Here is a 909-nt window from a genome sequence, read left to right on the forward strand (position 1 = left end):
CTTAATTACACATACCTAAACGGTGGTGTCGACTCAGAGAGTTGGAAGGCTGAAATTGCCTTGGTTAAAGATTTGATTTGGACGGTGAGTCCAGACAAGGAGGAGTTTGATGTTCGAGGCAAGTTATTGAAAACGATTCCTCGTGTTATGAGGAAGTGTCGGGAGGGGCTCAATCGGATCATGTATGATCAGTTTGAGGCGAAAACCCTATTGGCCGATATCGAAGCTCAGCATGTTAATGTCTTGAATAACTTGCAAACATACGAAGAGTTTGCCAAGTCTGCAATGGACGATAACGCCATTGCTGAGTTGGTTCAGGATACGCTTGAAATTGAACAAGACTTTAACGATTTTAAGCAATCTAGCGTTGAAGCCGAAAAGCCGGTCAAGCCTGCGCCTAAAGCTGCCTCTAGAGAAACAAACTCCGACAGTAAACCTGTCTCACCCAGTGAGCAAGGCACCGGTGATAACGCAGAAACGGAATCAAGTGTCGAGCCTACGCGTGCCGAAACGGTTCTAGAAGAAGATTTGAGTGCTAGTGCGAGCGATTCCATTGTTGATGCATTTAGTAAGCAGGTGGAAAGAGCTAGCATTGGCACCTGGTTTGAGGTTTCAAAGGAAGGACGTCCTGAACGTTGTAAACTTGCTGCACACATTAAGGCTATTGATAAGTTTGTTTTCGTTAATCGATCCGGCATCAAAGTAATGGAGCAGGATAAAAGTGGTTTTGCATCCCTGCTAAGAAATGGAGAGCTTCAAGTTCTAAATGATGGTTTATTGTTTGATCGTGCCTTAGAATCGGTGATCGGGAGTTTACGCGGAGCTAACTAGGTATGAAAATTTGTAATGGTTGGTTGACTGGTGCTCGGAAGTGCCCGTCACCCAATTATAATGAGCGCCCTCAAGCTG

General features: G+C 45.0%; 1 protein-coding gene. It reads left to right on the plus strand.

Annotated features, from left to right (window positions below; genetic code table 11):
* Positions 1 to 831, plus strand: an 831-nt coding sequence (locus A3756_RS22830; RefSeq protein ID WP_156490706.1) for a DUF1631 family protein, incomplete at its 5' end; no start/stop codon positions are given.
* Positions 832 to 909: the final 78 nt, after the last annotated feature.

The organism is Oleiphilus sp. HI0086, from assembly GCF_001635225.1.